This window comes from Streptomyces sp. NPDC051555 (assembly GCF_044454405.1).
Lineage (GTDB): Bacteria > Actinomycetota > Actinomycetes > Streptomycetales > Streptomycetaceae > Streptomyces.
Genome location: NZ_JBITDP010000013.1, coordinates 64,438 through 79,873 on the forward strand (window position 1 = coordinate 64,438; position 15,436 = coordinate 79,873).

General features: G+C 74.3%; 8 protein-coding genes and 1 pseudogene. 4 read left to right on the top strand and 5 right to left on the bottom strand.

Annotation, left to right across the window (positions count from 1 at the left end):
- The first annotated feature begins 5 nt into the window (after nt 1-5).
- Both cydD and ACIBEA_RS25110 read left to right on the top strand, forming a co-directional pair.
- Nucleotides 6-3,557 carry a thiol reductant ABC exporter subunit CydD gene (gene cydD / locus ACIBEA_RS25105; RefSeq protein ID WP_399264524.1) on the top strand — a complete coding sequence of 1,184 codons (3,552 nt, stop codon included), beginning with the start codon at nt 6-8 and terminating at the stop codon, nt 3,555-3,557.
- Nucleotides 3,558-3,620: 63 nt separating this feature from the next.
- Nucleotides 3,621-5,336 (top strand): GAF domain-containing sensor histidine kinase, encoded by a 1,716-nt coding sequence (locus tag ACIBEA_RS25110; protein WP_399264526.1) that lies wholly within the window; start codon nt 3,621-3,623, stop codon nt 5,334-5,336.
- A gap of 38 nt (nt 5,337-5,374) precedes the next feature.
- Here the strand turns inward: ACIBEA_RS25110 and ACIBEA_RS25115 are convergent, their stop codons facing one another.
- Complete coding sequence (locus tag ACIBEA_RS25115) at nt 5,375-6,259, bottom strand: Cof-type HAD-IIB family hydrolase (RefSeq protein WP_399264528.1); 885 nt, start codon at nt 6,257-6,259, stop codon at nt 5,375-5,377.
- A 69-nt stretch (nt 6,260-6,328) separates the two neighbouring features.
- Between ACIBEA_RS25115 and ACIBEA_RS25120 the strand changes: the two genes are divergently transcribed.
- On the top strand, nt 6,329-7,231 hold the full coding sequence (locus ACIBEA_RS25120) for an LLM class flavin-dependent oxidoreductase (RefSeq protein ID WP_399264530.1): 903 nt from the start codon (nt 6,329-6,331) through the stop codon (nt 7,229-7,231).
- A gap of 103 nt (nt 7,232-7,334) precedes the next feature.
- Here ACIBEA_RS25120 and ACIBEA_RS25125 read toward each other — a convergent pair whose 3' ends face one another.
- The 3 genes from ACIBEA_RS25125 to ACIBEA_RS25135 form a co-directional block, all read right to left on the bottom strand.
- Nucleotides 7,335-10,499, bottom strand: coding sequence for a hypothetical protein (locus ACIBEA_RS25125; protein ID WP_399264532.1), 3,165 nt, complete (start codon nt 10,497-10,499; stop codon nt 7,335-7,337).
- The gene (locus tag ACIBEA_RS25130; RefSeq protein WP_399264534.1) at nt 10,496-12,397 is read right to left on the bottom strand and encodes an HSP90 family protein; all 1,902 of its coding nucleotides are present in this window, start codon (nt 12,395-12,397) and stop codon (nt 10,496-10,498) included. Before ACIBEA_RS25130 ends, ACIBEA_RS25125 begins: the two co-directional genes overlap by 4 nt.
- Nucleotides 12,398-12,643: 246 nt before the next feature.
- Nucleotides 12,644-13,183, bottom strand: coding sequence for an RNA 2'-phosphotransferase (locus ACIBEA_RS25135; protein WP_399264536.1), 540 nt, complete (start codon nt 13,181-13,183; stop codon nt 12,644-12,646).
- A gap of 143 nt (nt 13,184-13,326) precedes the next feature.
- Between ACIBEA_RS25135 and ACIBEA_RS25140 the strand changes: the two are divergent.
- A pseudogene (locus ACIBEA_RS25140) lies at nt 13,327-14,073 on the top strand (aquaporin); the annotation flags it as partial.
- Between the two features lie 380 nt (nt 14,074-14,453).
- On the opposite strand, the gene ACIBEA_RS25145 reads toward ACIBEA_RS25140, so the two are convergent.
- Nucleotides 14,454-15,410, bottom strand: a complete 957-nt coding sequence (locus ACIBEA_RS25145) for a MerR family transcriptional regulator (RefSeq protein ID WP_385773651.1) — start codon at nt 15,408-15,410, stop codon at nt 14,454-14,456.
- Nucleotides 15,411-15,436 lie beyond the last annotated feature (26 nt).

Below are 15,436 nucleotides of genomic sequence, written 5' to 3' on the forward strand. Positions count from 1 at the left end.
GGGGGATGTTTCACGTGAAACCGATCGACCCGCGCCTGCTCCGGTACGCCCGCTCCACCCGCCTCTTCCTGGGGGCCGTGGTGGCTCTGGGACTCGCCGGAGCGGGGCTGGTCGTCGGTCAGGCGATGCTGATCGCCGAGATCGTGGTCGGCGCCTTCGAGGACGGGCTCGACGGGCAGGCGCTCCGGACGCCCCTGTTGCTGCTCGCGGCGGTGGCCCTGGGCCGGGGCCTGGTGGCCTGGCTCACCGAGCTGGCCGCCCACCGGGCCAGCGCCGCGGTCAAGTCGGAACTGCGCGGCCGACTGCTGGAGCGGGCCGCGGACCTGGGCCCGTCCTGGCTCAGCGGGCAGCGGACGGGCTCCTTGGTGGCACTGGCCACCCGGGGCGTGGACGCACTCGACGACTACTTCTCCCGGTACCTGCCGCAGCTCGGGCTCGCGATCGTGGTGCCGGTGGCGGTCCTCGCCCGGATCGTCACGGAGGACTGGGTCTCGGCGGCCATCATCGTGGTGACGCTGCCGCTGATCCCCGTCTTCATGATCCTCATCGGCTGGGCCACCCAGTCCCGGATGGACCGCCAGTGGCGGCTGCTGTCCCGGCTCTCGGGCCACTTCCTCGACGTGGTCGCCGGACTGCCGACGCTGAAGGTCTTCGGCCGCGCCAAGGCCCAGGCCGAGTCCATCCGGACCATCACCGACGACTACCGGCGCGCCACGATGCGCACGCTGCGGATCGCCTTCCTCTCGTCCTTCGCGCTGGAACTGCTCGCCACCCTTTCGGTGGCCCTGGTCGCCGTGACCATCGGCATGCGGCTCGTGCACGGTGACCTCGATCTGTACACCGGGCTGGTCATCCTGATCCTGGCGCCCGAGGCGTACCTGCCGCTGCGCCAGGTCGGTGCGCAGTACCACGCGGCTGCCGAGGGACTGGCGGCGGCGGAAGAGATCTTCGAGGTCCTGGAGACGCCGGTGACCGGCACGGGCGGGACGGCCGCCCCGGCGCCCGTCGCGACCGCCGGACTGCGCTTCGAGGGCGTCGCCGTGCGCTACGAGGGCCGGGCCGAGCCCTCGCCCGGGCCGGTCTCGCTGACGGTCGCGCCGGGGGAGTGCGTCGCGCTCACCGGTCCCAGCGGGGTGGGCAAGTCCACCCTGCTCCAGGTGCTGCTCGGATTCGTGACGCCGACCGAGGGGCGGGTACGGATCGGGGGCGTGGACCTGTCCGAGCTCTCCCTGGAGCAGTGGCGCGAGCGGATCGCCTGGGTGCCGCAGCGCCCCCACCTGTTCGCGGGGACCATCGCGGAGAACGTACGGCTGGCCCGCCCGGGGGCCTCGGACGAAGAGGTCGCACGGGCGCTGCGGGACGCGGGGGCCGAGGAGTTCGTGGCCGCGCTGCCGGCCGGAGCGGGGACCCTGCTGGGCGAGGGCGGGGTCGGCCTCTCCGCCGGCCAGCGGCAGCGGCTCGCGCTCGCCCGGGCGTTCCTGGCGGACCGGCCGGTGCTGCTGCTGGACGAGCCCACGGCCGCGCTGGACGGGCAGACCGAGGCCGCGGTGGTGGACGCCGTGCGCCGACTGGCCGCCGGTCGCACGGTACTGCTCGTGGTGCACCGGCCGGCGCTGCTGGCGGTGGCGGACCGGGTGGTGACGGTGGGCACCGGAGCCGCATCGGCGACCCCGGTGCCCGCGTCGCCCCGGGCGCCCCACGCGCCGGCGGAGCCGCATGCCGAACCCGGGGGCTGGATCCTCGGGGAGGTCGCCGAGCGGGAGGCGGCCGCCGTGACCGGTGGCGGGCGCGGTGGAGACCACCCGCTGGCCCGGGTGCGGGCGGCCGCGGCGCAGTGGCAGGGGCGGTTCCGGCTCGGCCTCTTCCTCGGCGCGCTGGCCGTCGGGTGCGGAGTCGCTCTGATGGCAGTCTCCGGCTGGCTCATCTCCCGGGCCTCCGAACACCCTCCCGTGCTCTACCTGATGGTCGCGGTCACCGCGACCAGGGCCTTCGGAATGGGCCGTGCCGTCTTCCGCTACGCGGAGCGGCTGGTCTCCCACGACGCCGTGCTGCGGATGCTCGCGGAGCTGCGGGTCTCCGTGTACCGGCGGTTGGAGCGGATCGCGCCCGGCGGACTGCGCGAGCGGCGCCGCGGTGACCTGCTGACCCGTCTGGTGGCCGACGCCGACGCCCTGCAGGACTACTGGCTGCGCTGGCTGCTGCCGGTCGGCACCGCCGTGCTCGTCGGGCTCGGCTCGGTCGGCTTCACGGCCTGGCTGCTGCCGGAGGCCGGAGCCGTCCTCGCCGTCGGGCTGCTGGCCGCGGGGATCGTGGTGCCCCTGGTCAGTGGTGCCTGCGCACGGCGGGCGGAGCGCAGGCTCGCCCCCGCACGCGGCGAGCTGGCCACCCGGGTGGCGGATCTGCTGTCCGGCACCGCCGAGCTGACCGTCGCCGGGGCGCTGGGCAGCCGCAAGGAGCGGGCGCGCGAGAGCGACGCGGTCCTCACACGGATCGCCGCCCGGGGCGCCGCGGCCACCGGCATCGGCAGCGGGCTGTCGGCCCTGATCTGCGGCCTGACCGTGGCGGCGGCCGCCGCCGTCGCCGCGGGCGCGGTGCACCAGGGCCGGCTCGGCGGGGTGGCCATGGCCGTGGCGGTGCTCACCCCGCTCGCCGCCTTCGAGGCGGTCAACGGGCTTCCGCTGGCCGTCCAGTACCGCCAGCGGGTGCGGCGCAGTGCGGAGCGGGTCCACGAGGTCATCGACGCCCCGGCGCCGGTCGTCGAGCCTGCGGCGCCCGGCCGGGCGCCCGCGTCCGCCTTCCCGCTGCGGCTGGCCGGGCTCGCCGCCCGCCACCCCGGGCAGGAGAGCGACGCGCTGCGGGGGATCGACCTGACCCTCGAAGCGGGCCGCCGGGTCGCCGTCGTGGGACCCTCCGGCGCGGGCAAGACCACCCTGGCCCAGGTGCTCCTGCGGTTCCTGGACGTGGCCGAGGGCGCGTACACCGTCGCGGGGGTCGACGTACGGACCCTGGACGGGGACGACGTACGCCGCAGCGTCGGCCTGTGCGCGCAGGACGCGCACATCTTCGACAGCTCGGTCCGGGAGAACCTGCGCCTGGCGCGGACCGGGGCGAGCGAAGCGGAGCTGCGCGCGGCCCTCGCCGCCGCCCGGCTGCTGGAGTGGGCGGACGGGCTGCCCGAGGGGCTGGACACGCTCGTCGGCGAGCACGGCGAGAGGATCTCCGGCGGTCAGCGCCAGCGGCTCGCCCTGGCCCGGGCGCTGCTGGCCGACTTCCCCGTACTGGTCCTGGACGAGCCCGCCGAGCATCTGGACGTGGTCACCGCGGACGCGCTGACCGAGGACCTGCTGCACGCGACCGAGGGGCGGACGACGGTGCTGATCACGCACCGGCTGGCCGGCCTGGACGCGGTGGACGAGATCCTCGTGCTGGACGGCGGAAGGGTGGTGCAGCGCGGTTCGTACACCGAGCTCGTCGCCGTACCGGGCCCGCTGCGGCGGATGGTCGAGCGGGAACGGGAAGGGGACCTGGCCGGTGCCGGGCAGCTGGAATCGGCTTGATCGGGCGGTGGGAAGGCCGGTGCCGACTTTCCCCAGCAAAAGGGACTAACTAGTCTCAAGGACATGTCAGTGCAGGAGTCGCAGGAATCGCCGGACCCGATGGAGGCCGCCACCCAGGCCACCCGGAGTCTGCAGGGGCTGTCCACCGAGCTCACCGCCCGTGTCCCGCAGCTGCTGGAGGCGATGCGGTCGGTCGGCACCGGCCTCGAACTGCACTCCACGCTGGACCGGATCTGCGAGACCGCCGCGGAGCTGGCCGCCGCCCGCTACGCGGCGATCGGCGTGGTGGACACCGAGGGCCGAGGCCTCTCCGACTTCGTCACCTACGGCATCGACGACGAGACGGCCCGGCTCATCGGGCACCGCCCCGACGGCAAGCGGGGCCTGCTCGGGGCGCTGATCGAGCATCCGGACGCGGTCCGCCTCGCCGATCTGTCGAGCGACCCGCGCTCGGCGGGCTTCCCGGCGGGCCACCCACCGATGAAGACCTTCCTCGGCGTACCGATCCGCGTCCAAGGGGAGATCTTCGGCAATCTGTACCTCGCCGAGAAACACGGCGGCGCCGAGTTCAACGACTACGACGTCCACATGGTCCGGGTGCTGGCGACCGAGGCGGGCATCGCCATCGGCAACGCCCGCCTGTACGAGGCCGCCACCCAGCGCGAGCGGTGGATCGACGGATCGGTGGCCGTCACCACCGCGCTGCTGTCGGGCGGGGACGCCGACGACGCGCTGGCCGTCGTCGCGGAACAGGCCCGTCGGCTGGCGGACTCGGCGGCCGGGATCGTCATGCTGCCCTCGGAGGAGGGCGGGATGGAGATCGTGGCGGTCTCCGCCGACCACCCGGGCAACTCGCTCGGAGTGTTGATCCCCGGCGACAGCCCCGTGGTGGACAAGCTGCTCCACGGGGAGCCGGTGTTCGTGGACGACGCGTCCGCGGACCCGCGGATGATCGGCCGCCTGACCAGTCAGTACGGACCCTGCATGATGCTCCCGCTGCACAGCGGCGGGCGGGTGCTGGGCGCGCTCGTGACGCCCCGGGCACGCGGGAAGCGGCCGTTCAGCGAGGCGGAGCGGACCCTGGCCACGCAGTTCGCCTCGCAGGCCGCCCTCGCCCTGATGATGGCCGAAGCCCAGCGCGACCGGGAGCGGCTCGCGGTGTTCGAGGACCGCGACCGGATCGCCCGTGACCTGCACGACCTGGTCATCCAGCGGCTGTTCGCCACCGGGATGATGCTGGAGGGTGCCCAACGCCGCTCCATCGTTCCCGAGGTGCGTGACGGGGTGGGCAAGGCCGTCGACGAGCTGGACGTGACGATCCAGGAGATCCGCACCGCGATCTTCGCCCTCCAGCAGGGTCCGGCCGAGGCCCCGTCGGGCCTGCGCACGCGGGTGCTGCGCGAGATCAACATGGCGGCCGTACCGCTGGGCTTCAAGCCCGCGCACCGCTTCCTGGGGCCGATCGACGCGGTGGTCGGCGAGCTGGTCGGCAAGAACCTGATCGCCGCGCTGCGCGAGGCGCTGTCCAACGCGTTCCGGCATTCGGAGGCGGGCCGGATCGAGGTGGTGCTGGACTCGACGATCACGCTCGCGGACGGGCGGCCCGGTGTCCGGCTGGAGGTCGCGGACGACGGGGTGGGCATCCCCGAGGGCGGTCGGCGCAGCGGGCTGCGGAACCTGCGGCGCCGGGCGGAGTCGCTGGGCGGGTCCAGCTCGTACGGCCCGGGCATCGGCGAGGACGGCGGCGGGACGACCCTGGTGTGGGAGGCCCCGCTCTGACCGGGACGCCTGTGACCGGGGCGGTCGGGCGTCCCGCGTCAGTGCGGGCGGTGGGCCAGGTCCGCCAGGATCTGCTCGATGACGAGGGCGACCCCGTCCTCGTTGTTGGCGACGGTGCGTCCTGACGCGGCCGCGATCACGGCGGGGTGGGCGTTGCCCATCGCGTACGAGGTGCCCGCCCAGCTCAGCATCTCCACGTCGTTGGGCATGTCGCCGAAGGCGACGACCTCGGCGCTGGAGATGCCGCGTTCGGCGCAGCAGAGTTCCAGGGTGCTGGCCTTGGACACGCCGAGGCCGCTGATCTCCAGCAGCGCGGTCGGGCTGGAGCGCGTGATCGAGCCGAACTCCCCCGCGGCGGCCCGGGCCAGGGTCAAGAACGCGTCCGGCGACAGCTCGGGGTGGTGGGCGAGCAGCTTGAGCACGGGCGCGGCCGGCGTGGCCGGGTCCGCGTACAGGAGCTTCTCGGCGGTGGCGACCGTGGCGCCCGGGTCCTGGTAGAAGGGCGGGTACGCGGGCTCGTAGTGGATGCCGGTGGTCAGCTCGACGGCGAAGGAGCTGCCGGGGGCGGCGGCGCGCAGCGCGTGCACGACGGTCAGTGCGTCGGCCCGGGGCAGTTCGCGGACCTGGACGAATTCCCGGCCGGCGTGCAGATCGACGACGGCGGCGCCGTTCGCGCAGATGGCGAGGCCGTGGCCGTGCACGTGCTCGGCGACGACGTCCATCCAGCGCGCCGGCCGGCCGGTCACGAAGAACACCTCGATGCCGGCTTCTTCGGCGGCCGCGAGGGCGGCGACGGTGCGGTCGGACACGGACTTGTCGTCGCGCAGCAGGGTGCCGTCGAGGTCGGTGGCGATGAGGCGGGGCGTGGGTGCGGGCCCGTCCGGGCGCTGGGGAGCCGAGGTCACCGCTCCATCTTCGCCCATGGGCCCGCCCGGCCCGACCAGGGCCGCGGCGGACGGGGTGCTCGTCCGGACCGCCGTAGGCTCTGGGGCATGAGTCTGCGTCTGAGCACTGTGATTCTTCCGGTACGTCGCTGGCACGAAGGCGGCCGCGACCAGTGGGTGCGAGCCGAGGAGTTCGGCTTCCACACCGCTTATACCTATGACCACCTCTCCTGGCGGACCTTCCGCGACGGCCCGTGGTTCGGCGCCGTGCCCACCCTGACCGCCGCGGCCGCCGCGACCGGGCGGATGCGCCTGGGCACCCTCGTGACCTCGCCGAACTTCCGGCACCCGGTGACCCTCGCCAAGGACCTCATGTCGCTGGACGACATCTCCGGCGGCCGGATCACCCTCGGCATCGGGGCGGGGGGCAACGGCTTCGACGCGACCGCGCTCGGGCAGGAGGCGTGGACCCCGCGCGAGCGGGCCGACCGGTTCGCGGAGTTCGTGCCGCTGCTCGACCGGCTGCTGACCGAGGAGTCGGTGACGCACGAGGGCACTTTCTACTCCGCGGACCAGGCCCGCAACATCCCCGGCTGCGTCCAGGGGCCCCGGCTGCCGTTCGCGGTGGCCGCCAACGGCCCGCGCGGGCTGAAGCTGGCCGCCCGGCACGGGCAGGCCTGGGTGACCACGGGCGACCCGAAGCTCTTCGAGGCGGGCACCGGGGAGCAGTCGGTCGAGGCGCTGCGGGGTCAGATCGAGAAGCTGGGCAAGGCCTGTGCCGAGATCGGCCGGGATCCGGGGTCGGTCGAGAAGATCCTGCTGACCGGGTTCACCCCGGAGGCGAACACGATGATGAGCTCGCTCGACGCGTTCGTCGACTTCGTGGGACGCCACCGTGAGCTGGGCTTCAGCGAGCTGGTGATCCACGCGCCGATCCCCGACTCGGACTTCGCGGTGGACCAGGACGTGTTCGAGAAGATCGCCACCGAGGGGCTCGCACAGCTGGCCTGACGCGCCGGGTGCCTGACGCGCCGGGTGCCCGGGCGGTTCGGGTGGCGGGCGGTTCGGGGTGGGCGGTTCGTCGCCCGTCCCGAACCGCCCACCCCGATCGTCCTCAGGGCGCCAGCTGGTCCCGTGCGGCCTCGGCCCGGGTCAGCAGCCAGTCCGGCGCCGCCCCCTGCGGCAGCGCGCGCAGGTCCTCGACGAGGGTGGTCAGCCGGGCCGTCGCCCGCTCTGCTCGGCCCAGTTCCCGGTCCGCCCGGGCGGCGCTCCGCACGCACCAGAACCGCTCCGATACGCGCTCGGACCCGAGTCCGGCGTAGCGCGAGGCCGCCCGGTCCCAGAGGTCGACCTGCTCCTCCCTGAGCAGCCGCACCTCCGTTTCGGTCAGCGGCAGGTACCCGTTGGTGCCGTTCTCCTCCTCGCCCTCATCGACGTCCTCGTCGATGAGGCCCTCGTCCTCGGGTGCCAGCCGGCGGTCGATCAGCTGGGCGAGCTGCTGCCAGGTCTGGGCGAGTTCGAAGCGCAGTTGCGGGTCGTCGGCCGCTTCACCGGACGCTTCCCCGGCCGCCGCCTCCAGCACGGCCACCGCCGCCTCCATCAGGGCACGGGCCCGGGCGAACCGCTCGTCGGCGCTCTCCCCCTGCTTGTCCTGCCCTTGACCCTGCACCGTCAGCCAGGCCAGTGAGCGCAGCATCCGCACCTCGGACACCGGGTTGTCGCCGATCGCCCGGCGCAGTTCCAGCGCCCGCTCGTAGGCGGCGACCGCGTCCGACCACCTGCGGGCGGTGGACAGGGCGTCGGCCGCCGACTGAGCGAGGTGGGCCTGGGGCCGGGGATCTTCCCAGCCCTTGGTGACGTCGGCGGCCAGCAGGTACTGCTCGGCCGCGCCCGCCGCGTCGTGCAGCGCGCCGAGCAGGTCACCGAGCAGCTCCCGTGCCTGTACCTCGGGGTACTCCCCCTGTCCGGCGAGGTCCGCCACCGCGGACTGGAGCACCTCCACCGCCTCGACCGTGCGCCCGGCCGCCGCGTAGGCGCGGGCGAGCAGGAGCCGGGCCCGCGCCCCGCCGGCCTCGGCGAGGCCGGCCAGATCGAACCAGTGCGCACTGTCCAGGGCGTGCCGGGCGGCCTCCGCCACGGCCTCCTCGTCCCCGCGCAGCAGGATCTCCGCGAGGGTCAGGCGTACGGAGCCGTGCGTCTCGGCGTCGGTCACCTCGGCCGAGTGCGCCACGGCGGAGCGCGCCGCTTCCTCGGCCTCCGCCGGGCGCCCGAGCGAGAGGAGCACCTGCGCCCGCAGGGCCAGCGGGTCCACCGCCAGCCACGGCCGGCCCACCCCGACACCGTGCTCGGCGGCCGAGGCGAGCAGGGCCACCGCCCGCTGCGCGTCGCCCTCCTGGAGCCGCAGGCGCGCCAGCAGCTCCTCGGCGTCGGCCGCCAGGTCGGACAGGTCCGTGCCCGTGGTGGCGGCGACGAGGGCGTCGAGCCCGGCGCTCAGCTCCGGGTCCACCTCGCGGTGGTCGTGGTCGTCCTGCGCCGCGCGCAGGTACGACTCCACGCGCATCCGGGTCAGCTCGGCCGACGCGATCCGGCGCGCGCGCAGCGGATCGGCCGGGTCCAGCGCCGCGGCGGCGCCGACGGCCGCCGCCAGCAGCTCGCGCAGCTCGGCCGGTTCGGCGCCTGCCTGGAAGGCCGCGCTGACCAGCCACAGCTGCGCCAGAGCCGCCCGGTCCGGCTGGCCGGCGGCTCGCTGGGCGTCGCGGGCTTCCGCGAGCAGGACCCGTACCCGCTCGGGCCCGGCGTCGCCGGCGGTCGCCCCCGTGGCCGTTTCCTGGCCCGCGGTCCGCGCGGCCGTCAGGGCCCGGTGCTCCAGCAGGTCCGCGGCCAGCGCGGCGTCCACCGGAGCGGCGGGGTCGGACGCGCTGGTCTCCTCCCGAGCAGCCCCGTCCACCGGGGCGGTCGCGGCCCGCGCCGCCACCTGGGCCCACAGCGCCGGCGCCCCCGGATGGCCCTCGGCCCGCGCCGCCCGGGCCCGGGCCACCAGCTCCGCGAAACCGATCGCCCCCGGGGCCGTCCCCGCGGCGACCGCAGCCGGAGTCGAAGCCGCAGTCGTGGTCGGATCCGCAGCCGAGGCCGAGGCCGCGGTCCCGTCCGGGCGGGCACCGGGCAGCGGGGCGCTGCGCACCCCGAGCGGCAGTGCCCGCGCCAGCGGTGCCTGCTCGATCCGCGCCGTGAACCGGTCGGAGGCCCGGGAGTTCCCGTTGCGCGCGTCGAAGCGCCGGACGCCTTCCCACGCGTCGGCGTGCAGCAGCGCGTACAGCTCGCGCACGCTCCGGACGGCTCCCTGGTGGGCGACGGCCGGTCCGTCGCCGAGGCCCAGCTCGGTCAGTCGGCGCAACAGGACGAGGACGCCCCCGTAGAACACCACCAGGGCGTCGACGTCGTTCGGCCGGCCGAGGTGCGTCGCGTGCTCGGCGAGGATCTCCAGTCCGCGCGGCTCGTTGCCGGTCAGCGCGCAGAACTCGATGTGCTTGCCGATCGAGCGCAGCAGGCTGTCGTTGCCCCGGGCCATCCGGTAGCCCCGCAGGTGGTGCGAGCGGGCCTCGTCGAGGCGGCCCAGGCGCAGCAGCGGCAGCAGGGACTGGGCCAGCACCCGGTGCGGCTCCTCCGCGCAGACCTGTTCGCCCGCCAGGACCGGCTGCCAGACCTCGATGGCCTTGGCATCGTCGCCCTTGTGCACCCGGAACCAGCCCTGGACGTTGATCTCACATGCGTGGCAGTCCGTCATGCTGTCCCGATCGGCGGCCATCCACCGGGAGACGGCCAGCTCGGCGCGCTCGTCGTCGGCGAGGGCGTCCGCGAGAAACAGCTCGGCCTCGCGCACCGGACGTTCCGTGTAGCCCGCGAGCCGGTAGCGGCGTTCCATTTCGGTGAGCCAGCCGCTGGCCTGGTCGAGCGAAATCTCGGGGGAGTTGGCTATCGCCGAGGCCACCCACTTGAACTGCCAGAAGAGGGATCTGACCTCCCCTTGCGCGAACGCGCCGGGATCGCGGTCGTACTCCTGGAGCAGCCGGGCGAAGGGCACGAGCATCCGCGGCCGCTCGGAGGAGTACTCGTAGGCGTTGATCTGCTGGTCCAGGGCCGTGCGGAAGAGCGCCCGGTCGCCGCAGGCCTCGGCGGCGGCGCTCATCTCCTCCGCGCGCGCGTTGCGCGCGGCGCCGTTGGGCGTGCTCGCATTGGCCTGGAGGGCCTGGCGGATCTCGTGGGGGGTCATCGCGCTCACTTCTGGGTCCCTTCGGTTCCGGTGGAGTGGGTCGCCCATTCCAGGAGTCCGAGGAAGGCCCGGTTGAGCAGGCTGGAGTCCGCGGGGCGCAGCGGGCGCTGCGCCATCAGCAGGGCCTGTCCGTACAGCGATTCGACCGCCGTACCGGCCAGTGCCGGGTCCGGGATCGAGGCGATCCGGCGGACCAGCGGGTTGTTGTGGTTGAGCACGAGCCGGGCGCGCGGGGCGGCGCCGCGCAGCGAGCCGAGGATGCCGCTCCACAGCGAATCGGCGCTCTCCTGCGCGCTCGCCCGGTCCCGCTCCTGCCGGGTCCGGCGGTCGTCGAGGAAGAGCGCGGGCACGGAGACGGGCTGGAAGGCGCGCAGCACGACGTCGCAGCTCTGCGCCTCCAGCCGGATCCGCGCGGTGGAGAGGAAGGCGGTGAGAGCCAGTTCGGCCTCGGCCGCAACGGGGTCGAGGCGGTCCGTGACGGCGCCCGCGTCGAGCTCGGTGACCTTGATGCCGGGGCGGACGGTCGGCAGCAGGGCCAACAGATCGGCGTCGTAGGTGTATCCGGCGTTGATGACGCCCAGGCCGTGGGCCGCCGCGATCGGGGCGATCTGGCGGAACTCCTCGACCGTGCGGGTGAAGTGGATCTCGCGGTGTGCCGCGGCGAACTCCTCCAGGCTCATGGAGCCGTCGCTCGTCTCGAACGGCAGCCAGGGCAGCATCAGCCCGAGCAGCTCGGCGTCGTGGCGGGCGAGGGACTTCACGCCGAGGTGGTGGACGCGCAGGAAGGCGGCCAGCCGGTCCGGCTCACTGGCGGCGAGCTCGGCCAGCCAGGTGCGTATGCGGGCGCCGAGGGCTTCGCGCACGGCGGCGAGGGTCTCGTCGTCGTAGAGGTTCTCGCGGGAGGCGGTGGGCCGCAGGGTGTCCGTGTCGAGGACGGCGCGGACGAAGAAGGCCCAGTCCGGCAGCAGGTTGTCGGCCCGGTCGGTGAGCAGCATGCCCTTGAGGTGGACGCGGTGACCGGCGCGGTGGGCGGGGCTGGTCGACTCGGGGAGCACGTACGCGACGCCGCGCACGCCCGCGACGGGCAGGTCGAGGTCGATGCTGTCGAGGGGGCTGAAGCCGAAGAGGGCCGTGCAGTGTCCGGCGAGGGCGACCCGGCGGGCGTCGGGGGTGGCGTACGGGCGGTCCCAGACGGCGGGTCGGTCGGTGATCGGGCGGGCGGCGCCGACCGAGCCCGGGGCGGTGGCCCGCGCCGCTTCCTCTTCCTCGAAGGTGATGTCGTAGGGCAGCAGGGAGCCGTAGTCGCGGGCGAGCTGCTCGACCTTGGCGGGCACGGTCCATTCCTCGGCGCCCGGACGCGCTTCCAGGTGGACGGTGGTGCCGGGCTCGGGGAGGGCCTCGTGGGGGAGTTCGCGCACGGTGTAGGAGCCGTCGTCGGTGGCGAGCCACTCGACGGGCGCGGCCTGCGGGTCGCGGGCGGAGCGGGTGACGACGCGGATCTGCCGGGCGACGACGAAGCAGGCCAGCAGGCCGATGCCGAACTGGCCCAGGAACTCCTGGCGGGTGGTCTCCAGGCCGTGCTCGCCGCCGCGCTTGGAACTGCGGCCGATGGTGGCGAGCAGCGAATGCGCCTCGGCGGCCGTCAGGCCGATGCCGGTGTCCTCGATGGTGACGCGCCCGGCACCGGCGGACAGCCGGATGCGGACGACCGCGTCCGGATCGTGCGCCCGGCGGGCGGTGACGGCGTCCACCGCGTTCTGGAGCAGCTCGCGGACGTAGACGCGCGGGCTGGAGTAGAGGTGGTGGGAGAGCAGGTCGACGAGTCCGCGCAGGTCGACCTGGAAGGAGTTGGCAGCCGCTTCGGACGGCGTGTCCGCAGCTCCGGTGGGCGGGATGGTGGACGTCATGGAAAGTCACCTCGCGTGTGCTGGGGTTGTCCGGTGATCGCGAGGTACCCCCCTCTCAACCGACCGTGCGCACCAGGGTAGGGGGCGGTCCTGACAGGGCGCCCCGGCAATTTCTCGGGGGATGCGGAGGAGCGGGGGCGTGGGGTTGTGGGGCGTGGGGTCTGCGGTCTGCGGTCTGCGGTCTGCGGTCCGGGGTCCGGGGTCCGGGGTCCGGGCGGGGTCCGGGGTCGGGCGGTGTCCGCCCGGCTACGGCAGGCGCAGGAATTCCGGAGGGACGGCGTCCACGAGCCACACCCCGTTGGCGCTCACCCGGAACACGTGCCCGGCCGCCCGCATCGCGCCCGCGTCCACGCTGAGCACCACCGGCCGGCCGCGCCGCGCGCCCACCCGGGTGGCGGTCTCCCGGTCGGGGGACAGGTGCACGTGGTGGCGCCGCATGGGGCGCAGGCCCTCGGTGCGGATCGGGTCCAGGGCGGCCGCGACGGTGCCGTGGTAGAGGTAGGCGGGCGGTTCGGCCTCGGGGAGGTCCAGGTCGACGTCGACGGTGTGGCCCTGGTTGGCCCGGATACGGGTGCCCACCACGGCGAAGCGCTGCTTGTCGTTGGCGGCGACGACGTGGTCGAGTTCGGCGCGGGTGATGGGGAAGCGGTGGTCCGCGGCCGCGCGCAGGAGGTCGTCGATCTCGACCCAGCCCTGGGCGTCGAGCACCAGTCCGATCCGTTCCGGCTGATGTCGCAGGTGTTTCGAGACGTATTTGGACACCTTCACGGTGCGTTTCTCGTCCATGGACGCCAGGTTGCCCGGTGGAGGGCGGCCTGCCAACGGCTTTACGTTCCCTCGGGCCCTCCGGCTCCCGGTGAGACCCCTCTATCGCGCTTTCGGCATACGGAATACTTTTTCCGTTGGACTCGAATCCTGGGGGAGACACCATGACCGCACCCGTCGTGACCGCACCCGCGGTGACCGCATCGGCCGCGCCCGCCGCACCGGCTGTGACCGCACCCGCCGCGGCCTCGCTGCCGCGCCGCGCGGCTGCCGAGCTCATCGGCACCGGCGGGCTCCTCGTCGTCGTCATCGGTTCCGGAATACAGGCCGCCGCCCTGAGCCGGGACGTGGGCGTGGCCCTCGTGGCCAACTCCCTGGCCTCGGCGATCGGCCTCGGCCTGATCATCACGCTGTTCGGGCCGTTGTCCGGAGCGCACCTCAATCCCGTCGTCAGCCTCACCTCCTGGTGGGCGCGCCGGGGTGGGGGTGAGGGCCTGGACGGTCGTGAGGCCCTCGTCTACACCGTGGCCCAGACGCTGGGGGCGATCGGCGGCGCGGTGCTCGCCGAGGCCATGTTCGGGCGGGTGCCGGGGAACTTCGCCACCCAGGTGCGGGGCGGTGGTCACCTGTTGGTCGGCGAGGTCGTGGCCACGGCCGGGCTGGTCCTGGTCATCCAGGGACTGGGGCGGATCGGGCGGTCGCGGCTGATACCGGTGGCGGTGGCCGCGTACATCGCCGCCGCGATCTGGTTCACCTCATCGGGCTCCTTCGCCAACCCGGCCGGGACCGTCGGGCGCGCCTTCAGCGACTCCTTCACCGGGATCGCGCCGCGCTCGCTGCCCGGGTTCGTCCTGGCGCAGCTGGTGGGCGGGGTGCTGGGCCTGCTGCTCGCGGCCTTCTTGTACGGGCGGGGTGCGGGTGTGGGTGCGGGTGCGGAGTCGGGTTCAGGGTCGGGGTCGGGGTCGGGGTCGGGGTCGGGTTCAGGGTCCGGCGAGGGCGAGGCGGCGGCTGCCGGGGCCGGCGAGGTGGTCGTCGTGGCGGCCAAGGGCGTGGCGGCCGGGCCCGATGCCGACTACGCGCGCGCCGGCTGAGCCGACGCCGGTCGAGCCGGTACGGGCCGGCGCACCCGGCGTCGGCGTCGGAGGGCCCGGCGTCGGAGGGCCCGGCGTCGGAGGGCCCGGCATCGGAGGGCCCGGCATCGGCGTCGGAGGGTCCGTCCACAGGAAATCCCTACTTGTCCACAGCTGATTCGGTGGGGTTTGTCGGCAAACGGGTGACCAGCCTGTGGAAACTAACCGCCGCGCCGCGCCAGCTCGTTCATCGTCCTCGCCTGCAACTCCCGCTCCGTCGCGGCCCGGACGAAGGCCGCCACGTGATCGGCCCCGACCAGCTCCTGTACCGCCCGTACGGTCTCGGCCGGCAGCACCACCGGAGTGGGCCCGGGAGGCTGCGGCGGACCGACCGTACCCAGGTGCCGCTGGAGGTGCCGGGTGGCGAACAGTCGCATGGCCCGGGCCAGCTCGGCGTCCACCGTCTGCTGGGCCAGCGGCCGCAGCCTGCGCACCATGGCGGCCGCGGCGGTCGCCGCGGCGTCCGTCAGGGTCAGCTCCACGGCGCAGGCGGGGTCGATCGCGGCCGTCGCGTCGGTGTGGTGACCGAGGTAGCGGGCGAAGACGTGCTCGGTGGTGAACTCCAGGAAGCGCGAGGCGATGTGCTCGACCTGGCCGCGCAGCTCCCGCAGGTGCCCGGTGATCGCCGCCAGCGGCACCCCGGCCGCATACAGCTCGGCGGCCACCGCCAGCTCCTGGGGCGAGGGGACCAGGAACTCGTCCTCCCGCCCCGGGATCCGCTCCAGGACACCCAGCTCGCAGGCCTCGTCCACCGCGGTGTCGTCGGGCTTGCCGCCGAACCGCTCGTTCAGCTCGGCCCGGCTGATCCGGGCCGCCTCCTCGTCCGTCCACGGCCCGTGCACCTCGGCGACCAGACCGAGTACGCCGCCCAGCCCGCGCCCCGCGTCCCAGGCCTCCAGCAGCTCCTTGATGGAGGCCAGGGTGTAGCCGCGGTCCAGCAGGTCGGCGATCTGGCGCAGCCGGGCCAGATGGGTGTCCCGGTACACGTTGGACCGACCCCGCCGCTCCGGCTTCGGCAGCAGGCCTCGGTCCTGGTACGCCCGGATCGTGCGCACCGTCGCCCCGCTGTGGTGCGCCAGGTCCTCGATCCGGTACTCGGCTACCGCCTGATCGGACAATCCCACTCCCTACGACAGGCCCACGA

Bases quoted from the DNA above. Each gene is read 5' to 3' on its own strand.
- cydD (WP_399264524.1), top strand. From the start codon at position 6: ATGTTTCACGTGAAACCGATCGACCCGCGCCTGCTCCGGTACGCCCGC.
- ACIBEA_RS25130 (WP_399264534.1), bottom strand. From the start codon at position 12,397: ATGACGTCCACCATCCCGCCCACCGGAGCTGCGGACACGCCGTCCGAA.
- ACIBEA_RS25110 (WP_399264526.1), top strand. From the start codon at position 3,621: ATGTCAGTGCAGGAGTCGCAGGAATCGCCGGACCCGATGGAGGCCGCC.
- ACIBEA_RS25135 (WP_399264536.1), bottom strand. From the start codon at position 13,183: ATGGACGAGAAACGCACCGTGAAGGTGTCCAAATACGTCTCGAAACAC.
- ACIBEA_RS25120 (WP_399264530.1), top strand. From the start codon at position 6,329: ATGAGTCTGCGTCTGAGCACTGTGATTCTTCCGGTACGTCGCTGGCAC.
- ACIBEA_RS25115 (WP_399264528.1), bottom strand. From the start codon at position 6,259: ATGGGCGAAGATGGAGCGGTGACCTCGGCTCCCCAGCGCCCGGACGGG.